Consider the following 8,001-nt stretch of genomic DNA (forward strand, 5'->3'; position numbering starts at 1 on the left):
CCCAAGTGGCTGGCCATGCTCGACGGCGTGACCCCGCCGCGCGCTCTGCTTTTCGGCGCGGGGTTCATTCTCATTGCTCCTAAGCTCTGGGTGTTCACCCTGGGCGCGATCAGTGTCATTAGTGAGGCGGGCCTGGAGCCACGCGGGGGGACGATCGCTTTTCTGGTGTATATGCTGCTGGCTCAGTCATTGTTGCTGTTGCCCATCCTCATCCGGCTCCTCCTGCCCAGGCAAGCGGCCGGTTGGCTGCGAGCGTTTGGCGGTTGGCTAGAGAAATACAACGATCCGATTGTGATGGTTGTATCGCTGGTATTTGGGGTGTTGTTCCTATATCAGGGCTTGAGCAGCTTCTTATAGCACTGGCTACTGCCTTCTGCCCGGCCCATCTACCACCCGCCCCGGCGTCGCCCCTGTATGCTCCCCATCGCGCAGGACGAGCATGCCGTTGACCAGCACGTCGCGTACACCGGTGGCATACTGGTGCGGCCGGTCGAACGTGGCGTGATCCTGGATGGTCGCGGGGTCGAAGATGACCACATCGGCATAGTAGCCCGGCTGCAAGCGCCCGCGCCGGTCGAGCCGCAGATTGCCGGCCGGCAGGGCGGACAACCGCCGCACCGCTTCGGCCAGCGGGATGAGCTTCTCGTCGCGCACGTACTTGCCCAGCAGGCGGGCAAAGCTGCCATAAGCCCGCGGATGGGGATTGGAGCGCAGGAAGACGCCCTCCGGGGCCAGCGAGGCTGAGTCGGAGCAGAAGCTGACCCACGGCAACCCGATCTGCCGCCGTACGTTGTCTTCCGACATGGTGAAGTAAACGCAGCCGACGCGGCTGTCGTCCTCGATGACCAGATCCATCGCCGTCTCGACCGGATCCGCCCCGCGCAGGGCGGCGATCTCGGCCAGCGACTTGCCGGTTAGCGGCTTGAGCGCGTCGTTCTTGAAGCTGACGCACAGCACTTTGGAGGCGTCGCCCGCCTCGTGGTAGGAGTTCTCCCAGTCGGCGCTGGGCAAAGCGATCTCGCGCCGCAGGCGGGCTCGCACCTCGGGGTCGCGCAGCCGCTCGACCCACGCCCGGTGACCGCCCTCCTGCACCCAGCCGGGCATCATCGCGTCCAGTCCCGTCGCCGAGGCGTGGTAGGTGTACATGTCAGCCGTGACGGGCAGCCCCGCCGCTCGCGCCGCCTCCACCCGCGCGATGACCCGCTCCAGCTTGGGCCAGTTGTTGCGCCCACTGGCCTTCAGGTGGTAAATCTCGCCGCGAATGCCCGCCTCGTGGACGATGGTCAGGAACTCGTCGAGCGCTTCCAGGAACGTTTGGCCTTCGCTGCGCAAGTGGACGGCGAAAAGGCCGTCGTACTCGGCCGCGGCGCGGGCCAGGGCGATGAGTTCGGCTGTGCCGGCGTAGCTGTCCGGCGCGTAGATGAGCGCCGCCGACAGGCCGACCGCGCCCTCGGCCATCGCCTGGCGCACCAGCGCCTCCATGCGCGCCAGCTCTTCGCCGTTCGGCGGCCGGTCGGCGAAACCGAGCACGTTGGCCCGCACGCCACCCGCGCCGACAAAGGAGGCCACGTTGCAGGAGACGCCGCGCCGCGTCAGGAACTCCAGGTATTCGCGCAGGGTCGTCCACTCGATGTCATAGCGGATGTCGCCCTGCCGCTCGCGCAGGTACGCCTTCAGGTCGTCGTTGAGCGGCCCCATCGAGAAGCCCTCGCCCAGAATCTCCAGCGTCACGCCCTGGCGGATGTCGGACTGAGAGCGGCCGTCGTGGATGAGCGACTCGTTGGCCCAACACATCATGTTGATGAAACCCGGCGCGACGGCCAGCCCGCCAGCGTCAATCTCTTGCCCGGCGCGGCCGTCCACGCGGCCTATCTCGGTAATCGTGTCACCCCTAATTGCCAGGTCGGCGGCGTAAGGTGCGCCGCCGCTGCCATCATAAATTGTGCCGTTGCGAATCAGGACATCATGCATAGTGAATACCCAATGGGATAATGACGCCTCTCGGTCAGCCTAGCGCTGACGTTGCCGGGCCGCTTCCACAACTCGATAGATCATCTCCACCACTTGATCGGGCGCATCGAGTTGGATGTAATGGTCGCTTTTGTCGACGTGCACGTGGATGCTATTGGAGGAAAGTGCGGCCAGTTTGCGCTGGTGTTCCATCCATCGCCGTTCGGTTTCGCCGGAATCGCCCTCGCCCGGAACAGTGTGCGCACCGGCTGTTAGAACACCAAGGGGCATTTCCCCCAGCGGTTGTGTCATCCGCGCCTGCGCCGCGCTTCGCGCCTGCACATCCAATTCGTCTTTCCAGGTCTCAAAGTACGCACGGCGGTACAGGAAGCTGCGGAGCGCGCCTTGGGTCGTCGGGGGATGTTTCTTTACAAACTTGCCGATTTCAGGTACAAGCCCGACCCTATCGGCCAGCCGCACCAGTCCAAACGGCGCGCCAAAACGGCCCATGGCGATCTGCTGCTGGTCGAGTCGCAGATACTCAGCCGGCCAGTATGAAAACATATCTTCGTGCGATACATCCACCAGTACTAGCCCGACGACCTCGTTCCGAAACCGGTCGGCGAACGCGCGGACATGATAGCCGGCCATGGAATGTCCGACAAGGACGTACGGCCCATCAACACCGGCACGGTCCAACAGGGTGCGAAGTTCGCTGGCCAACGTCTCGCTATCCCGCGGCAGCGGGCCTGGATCACTCCAGCCATATCCGGCGCGGTCATAGCTGCAAACTCGAGTGAACTTCGCCACCTCCGGTTGCACCCAGCCCCAGTCGAGCGAGGTGCCGCTCAAGGCGGCCTCAAGGACGACGGTTGGGCGGCCCTGTCCGGTACAGTGGATGTGTAGTTTGCGACCGCCTATATCAATTCGTTGACCGGGTGCGGGGTAAAGGCGCTGTTCTCTGTATACTGCAATCGCCTGGTAAGCGACACCGGCAACGATGAACAGTCCGAAGAGCAATAAGACGTACCCTGCTACTGTAATCACCCGATTACGCCTTGTTATACTGACAGGAGTAGCGCTGTTGCATCCTCTGATCAACTACGAAGAGGGTTTCCAGATCGGGGTCAGATTGAGTGTGAAGCCGGACAAAATCGGCTCCCCGGAGATGGATTCTACGTCACTCAGTTGGACAGATTCCTGCCCGGGGCGATAGACGAATACGCTGCGCGCCTCCGGGACGATTAGCCAGCCGAGTTGCGCGCCGTTAGCCATGTACTCGTCCATCTTGGCTTGCAGGTCAACTAGCCGGTCAGTGGGCGAGGCCAACTCAACAACGAAGTCCGGGCAAAGCGGGGCGAAGCGCTCCTGCTGTTCCGGCGTCAGCGCCGCCCATCGTTCCCGCCGTACCCAGGAAGCATCAGGGGCGCGGACGGCCTTGTTGGGCAGCGTGAAGCCCGCCGAAGAGTCGAACGCGGTACCCTGTCCATTCTCTTTGGCCCATTGCCACAACGAGGCAGCAATATACAAATTCCGGGCACTCGTTCCTGCTCCTGACGGCGACATAAATACTACCTCTCCTTCTTCAGTGAGTTCAACAGTGAGGTCAGGGTTCAGCGCGCAGAACTGGTAGAACTCGTCCGGCGTCATGGCATAGAGCGGCCGAAAGCGCACCACCAGGGGCAAGAGTCGTACTTCTTGGGCTAAGACCGGTGTTGCAACCATATCACTCATCCTCGTCCGCGGGATTCGCCGACGCGGGCATTATACCATAGTCGGGCAGTGGTCAGTGGTCAGTAACCAGTGATCAGTAGAGTAGGTCAGTAGGCCAGTAACCAGTTTGCGTGCTGATCTACTGACCTACTGAATACTGCTCACTGCTTACTACACCACCGGATCACTCTCCGGCGTCCGCCAATAGATGCCATTCTCGCGGGCCATGTAGCCGTTATCGACCAAATAGCGGCGCAGAAAGGCGTAGTCCTCGTTGAACTGCGCCAGCCACTCGCTAAACTCGCGCTCCGTCCAGCGCCGCGCCGGATCGATCTGCCGCGCCAGCCAGCGGAGCAAGATTTGCTTCTTCTTTTCCTGGGCCGGAATCTCCACGATGCGGCCGTCCTTGACCCAGGTGCGCAAAACGCGCTCCTCATCCGTCAGGTCGCTCTTGGGTACCAGCGCCGCCAGGTTGGGCCGGGCGAAGATGTCCTTGCTGATCGTCTCCAGCGCCTTGGCGTCAAGGTGGTAAATGCGCATCGTCCCCTCGGCGCGCACGCTGACGAGGCCAAGCCCCTTCAACTCCGCCAGGTGATGCGACACGGTCGGCTCCTTCAGATCGAGCAGCCGTGCCAACTCACCTACACTCTTGTCGCCGTTCGCCAGATGGCCGATCAGCCGCAAGCGGCTTTCGTTGCTGAACACTTGGAAGAAGTGGAGCAGTTGCATGAACTGCTCATCGGTCAACGATTCCCGTTGTAATGCTGCCATTTCGATACTCCTCTAATTAGATCGTCATCTAATTAGAAGTATATCGAAATAGCGGCCGTTGTCAAGAGGGTCAGGGAAATCGTGTCTCAGATACATGGCAAACCCAGCTTATTTCAGAGATAATGGCGGCCAATTAGGAGCTTATTGACTCGGTTGCGGGGCCAGAAGTAAGGACGAGGGTATGATCGACCACGCCGGGAATGAACCTGAAGCGAGTACGCCGAGCGCGCGCGACGCGGCCACGTTGTTGACCCATCTTGTCGAGGCCCGGCCGGGTAAGCACATCTACGTCCAGGGCGGGGAGCTGCCGCCCGCCATCAAGCTGCTGCGGGTTTGGCAATCACAACGGCTGGCCAAGACCTACGACGATTTCCTGCGTCAGCCGCGCTACCGGCTGGCGGCGCTCTTCTTCCTCAGCGACGTCTACGCCCCGCGCGACTTCAGCCAGCGCAACTACGACATCCAGAAGGCGTACGACTCCATGCGCAAAGCCGTGCCGGAGCGCGTACTGCATACCCTGGCCGAGACCATCGAACTCCACGAATTCACCGACGAACTGGACGCCAAGTTGGCGCGGGCGCTGACGGAGCAACTGGGCGTGACCGACACCATCACAGTCGAACAGTACGCCGCGGGGTATCGTATCTGCGACAACTACGACGAACGCGTCCGGCAGATCAAGATGATCGCCGAGATCGGCCGCGGCGTGGATCGGCTCGTCCGCCTGCCCTTCATCGGCCTGACTTTGCGCCTGGCCCACACCCCCGCCAACCTGACCGGCTGGCACGAACTGCAAAACTTCCTGGAGCGCGGCTACGCCGCCTTCAAGACAATGAAAGGGTCCGAGGGGTTTCTGGGCACGGTCGAACGGCGCGAGCTGCTCATTCTGGACCGGCTCTTTGCCAACCATCCGGAGCCGTTCGCAGTCCAGTAAGCAGTAAACAGTATTCAGTGAGCAGTATTCAGTTTAGCTGGCAATCATCGGTCATTTCTGCTCGCCGTTTACCGCTTACTGAACACTGAATACTATTTACTGTTTACTGCTTGCTGCTTACCACTTACTGCTTACCGATCATGCGCTTCCTCGTTACCGGCGGGGCCGGCTTCCTGGGCTCCGCGCTCGCCAACCGGTTGGCCGCCGAGGGTCACACCGTCCACGTGCTCGACGATCTGAGTGACGGCGACACTGCGCGCCTGGATCGGCGTGTCGTCTTCACCCAGGGCGACGTGGACAACATCCCCCTCCTGTGGTCGCAACTCCGGGACGTTGACTGCGTCTACCACCTGGCCGCCCGCGTCTCGGTACCCCAGTCCATCCTCTATCCGCGCGAATACGCCCGCGTCAATGTGGGAGGCACCGTGGCGCTGATGGAAGCGATGCGCGATACCGGCGTTGGTCGCGTCATTTTCACCTCCTCCGGCGCGATCTACGGACGGCAGCCGCGCCAGCCCGTGCGCGAGGACGACCCGCCCCACCCCGACAGCCCGTATGCGGTCAGCAAGTGGGCCGCCGAGCAGTACATCCATACCATCGGCGAGCTGTGGGGATTGGAAACGGTGGCGCTGCGCATTTTCAATGCCTACGGCCCGCGGCAAAGCTTGCCTGTCTCGCACGCGCCGGTTGTGCCCCGCTTCCTGCAGCAAGCCCTGACCGGCGGGTCGCTTATCGTCTTTGGCGACGGCCGGCAGACGCGCGATTACGTCTACGTGGATGATGTCGTGGAGGCGCTGCTGGCGGCGGCCACCGCGCCGGGCATCAACCGCGCGGTGATCAACATTGGCTGTGGAAAGGAAACGAGTGTGCGCGAATTGATCGACCACATCGAGCGCGCTGTTGGCCGGTCGGTCAATATCATCCACAATCCGCAGAAGCCGGGCGGCGTGCCCCATCTGGCGGCCGACATCAGCCGGGCGCGCGAGCGGTTGGGGTTCCGGCCGCGGGTCAGTCTGGCGGACGGGTTGCGACTGACGCTGGAACGAGACCCGCGCTTCCGCGCCTGACCGGCGGCTATGGGGCGCGGTTGGCTACCCTGTGCGCCTCTCACGGGTTAAGAAACCCGTGCTACAGGGTGACCCGCACCTCGGATTCCGGGTCGGCCGTCGCCAGTCGCAATTTGACGAAGACCCACGGCGCGAAGTAGGTAACCCACAGTAGCAACAGCAGGTAGCGTAGGAAGCGCAACGGCAGGGCCAGCCACTCCGGCTGGCTGGGGAAGACAGCGCGCAGCCCGGCCCAGATGCCTACGGCCACGACGATACCGACCCCATAGCGGACGACGCGCTGCCACGCCGGCCCATCCACCCGGAAGCGAATGCGGCTGCTCTCCAGGATCATACCCAGGCCGAAGCCCAGCAGGCCGGCCAGACCGGTCACTGCGTCCTCGTGCGCGTTCAGTTCGGCGGCGGGTATACGCGCCGCCCACGGCACATCCAGGTTGGGCGCTCCGATGAGGAACAGAATCACGCCGTAAGCCGCCGCCAGCGCGGCCGGGATGAACACCATCATGAGCAGCCGCCGGCCCAGGATGTGCTTGCCAAAGCGTTCGGCAAAGAGGCCGCGCCACAACAGAAACATGCCCAAGACCAGCAGCCCCAGAATGAAGCCACCGATCACGTCCTGCAAGAAGTGGACGCCCAAATAGAACCGGCTGAGGGCCATGAGCAAGATGGCAACCAACGCGACCAGCCACAGCCAACGGCGACGCAACCAGATCGCCAGTAACAACAGGATGGCCGTCGCATTCTGGACGTGGCCGCTGGGAAGGCCATATCCCTCGACCTCACTGCGCTGCACAGCCGGATCGAGCCAGAACGGCCGCGGCTGCCGAAAGGCGTTCTTGGCGATATTGTTGACCGTGACAGAGAGCAGAAAGATGTAACCCAGTTGGCGGCCGAGTCGCTTATCGAGGCTCCAATAAACAGCCGGCAGAACGAGCAGGAAGAAAAGCTCCTCGCCCATCGCCGACACGATCCGCATGATACCCAACAGCCCAGGGTAGCTCTCCTGGAGCCAGGTCGTCAGCGCTAAACTCAACTGGTATAGTTCGTCCATTCCTCTTCCCGCGGAGAGCAGCAATGGGGCCGCATTGTAGCCTACCCACGGGTGTACAACAACCAAACGAGCAAGACCCGACAGGTGGGCGGCCATAGGAACTCTAACAGGAACCAAAACCAACGGCCGCCCATCTGTCAGGTCTTTAGCCAAGGCGGGGCCGCTTGCCTGTCAGAGGCGGCCAACTATACTATAATCACATCAATGCATCCGTTGGAGGTTGTGCCCATGTCGTCAACAATCCTGGTCGTGGAAGATGAAGAGCGAATTCGCCAATTCTTGCAGCGCGGTCTTGGCTATGAAGGCTATCGCGTCGAGGCCGCACCCGATGGGCCGACCGCCCTGGAACTCGCTCGCGACACCCCCCCCGACCTGGTTCTGCTAGACCTGATGCTGCCCGGCATGGACGGGCTGGAAGTGTGCCGGCGGTTGCGCGCCGTCAGCGACGTGCCCATTCTGATGCTGACGGCCAAAGAGGCGATCGAGGATCGCGTCGCCGGGCTGGACGCGGGCGC

General features: G+C 62.4%; 9 protein-coding genes. 4 read left to right on the forward strand and 5 right to left on the reverse strand.

The window, feature by feature from the left end; translation table 11 throughout:
• The coding region (locus ACE3UY_RS08225) for a GAP family protein (protein ID WP_374687060.1) at positions 1 to 357 on the forward strand (357 nt) is incomplete at its 5' end.
• Positions 358 to 363: 6 nt separating this feature from the next.
• On the opposite strand, the gene ACE3UY_RS08230 is transcribed toward ACE3UY_RS08225, so the two are convergent.
• From ACE3UY_RS08230 to ACE3UY_RS08245, 4 genes are all read right to left on the reverse strand, one after another.
• Positions 364 to 1,971 (reverse strand): amidohydrolase family protein, encoded by a 1,608-nt coding sequence (locus tag ACE3UY_RS08230; protein ID WP_374687061.1) that lies wholly within the window; start codon positions 1,969 to 1,971, stop codon positions 364 to 366.
• A gap of 39 nt (positions 1,972 to 2,010) precedes the next feature.
• Positions 2,011 to 2,997 carry an alpha/beta hydrolase gene (locus ACE3UY_RS08235; protein ID WP_374687062.1) on the reverse strand — a complete coding sequence of 329 codons (987 nt, stop codon included), beginning with the start codon at positions 2,995 to 2,997 and terminating at the stop codon, positions 2,011 to 2,013.
• Between the two features lie 54 nt (positions 2,998 to 3,051).
• Positions 3,052 to 3,675, reverse strand: a complete 624-nt coding sequence (locus ACE3UY_RS08240; RefSeq protein WP_374687063.1) for a Uma2 family endonuclease — start codon at positions 3,673 to 3,675, stop codon at positions 3,052 to 3,054.
• A gap of 159 nt (positions 3,676 to 3,834) precedes the next feature.
• A complete protein-coding gene (locus ACE3UY_RS08245) occupies positions 3,835 to 4,434 on the reverse strand; it encodes a metalloregulator ArsR/SmtB family transcription factor (protein ID WP_374687064.1) in 600 nt (199 codons plus the stop codon).
• A 181-nt stretch (positions 4,435 to 4,615) separates the two neighbouring features.
• Between ACE3UY_RS08245 and ACE3UY_RS08250 the strand changes: the two genes are divergently transcribed.
• Together ACE3UY_RS08250 and ACE3UY_RS08255 are read left to right on the forward strand one after the other, a co-directional pair.
• Positions 4,616 to 5,368, forward strand: a complete 753-nt coding sequence (locus ACE3UY_RS08250; RefSeq protein ID WP_374687065.1) for a hypothetical protein — start codon at positions 4,616 to 4,618, stop codon at positions 5,366 to 5,368.
• Positions 5,369 to 5,508: 140 nt separating this feature from the next.
• The gene (locus tag ACE3UY_RS08255; protein WP_374687066.1) at positions 5,509 to 6,435 is read left to right on the forward strand and encodes an NAD-dependent epimerase/dehydratase family protein; all 927 of its coding nucleotides are present in this window, start codon (positions 5,509 to 5,511) and stop codon (positions 6,433 to 6,435) included.
• A gap of 61 nt (positions 6,436 to 6,496) precedes the next feature.
• On the opposite strand, the gene ACE3UY_RS08260 is transcribed toward ACE3UY_RS08255, so the two are convergent.
• Entirely contained in the window at positions 6,497 to 7,486 is a 990-nt protein-coding gene (locus ACE3UY_RS08260; RefSeq protein WP_374687067.1) for a phosphatase PAP2 family protein, read from the reverse strand.
• A gap of 228 nt (positions 7,487 to 7,714) precedes the next feature.
• On the opposite strand from ACE3UY_RS08260, the gene ACE3UY_RS08265 reads away from it, so the two are divergent.
• On the forward strand, positions 7,715 to 8,001 hold a 287-nt coding region (locus tag ACE3UY_RS08265; protein WP_374687068.1), incomplete at its 3' end, for a response regulator.

The organism is Promineifilum sp. (SeqCode) (assembly GCF_041918635.1).
GTDB lineage: Bacteria > Chloroflexota > Anaerolineae > Promineifilales > Promineifilaceae > Promineifilum.

Bases quoted from the DNA above. Each gene is read 5' to 3' on its own strand.
- ACE3UY_RS08230 (WP_374687061.1), bottom strand. From the start codon at position 1,971: ATGCATGATGTCCTGATTCGCAACGGCACAATTTATGATGGCAGCGGC.
- ACE3UY_RS08250 (WP_374687065.1), top strand. From the start codon at position 4,616: ATGATCGACCACGCCGGGAATGAACCTGAAGCGAGTACGCCGAGCGCG.
- ACE3UY_RS08255 (WP_374687066.1), top strand. From the start codon at position 5,509: ATGCGCTTCCTCGTTACCGGCGGGGCCGGCTTCCTGGGCTCCGCGCTC.
- ACE3UY_RS08245 (WP_374687064.1), bottom strand. From the start codon at position 4,434: ATGGCAGCATTACAACGGGAATCGTTGACCGATGAGCAGTTCATGCAA.
- ACE3UY_RS08260 (WP_374687067.1), bottom strand. From the start codon at position 7,486: ATGGACGAACTATACCAGTTGAGTTTAGCGCTGACGACCTGGCTCCAG.
- ACE3UY_RS08240 (WP_374687063.1), bottom strand. From the start codon at position 3,675: ATGGTTGCAACACCGGTCTTAGCCCAAGAAGTACGACTCTTGCCCCTG.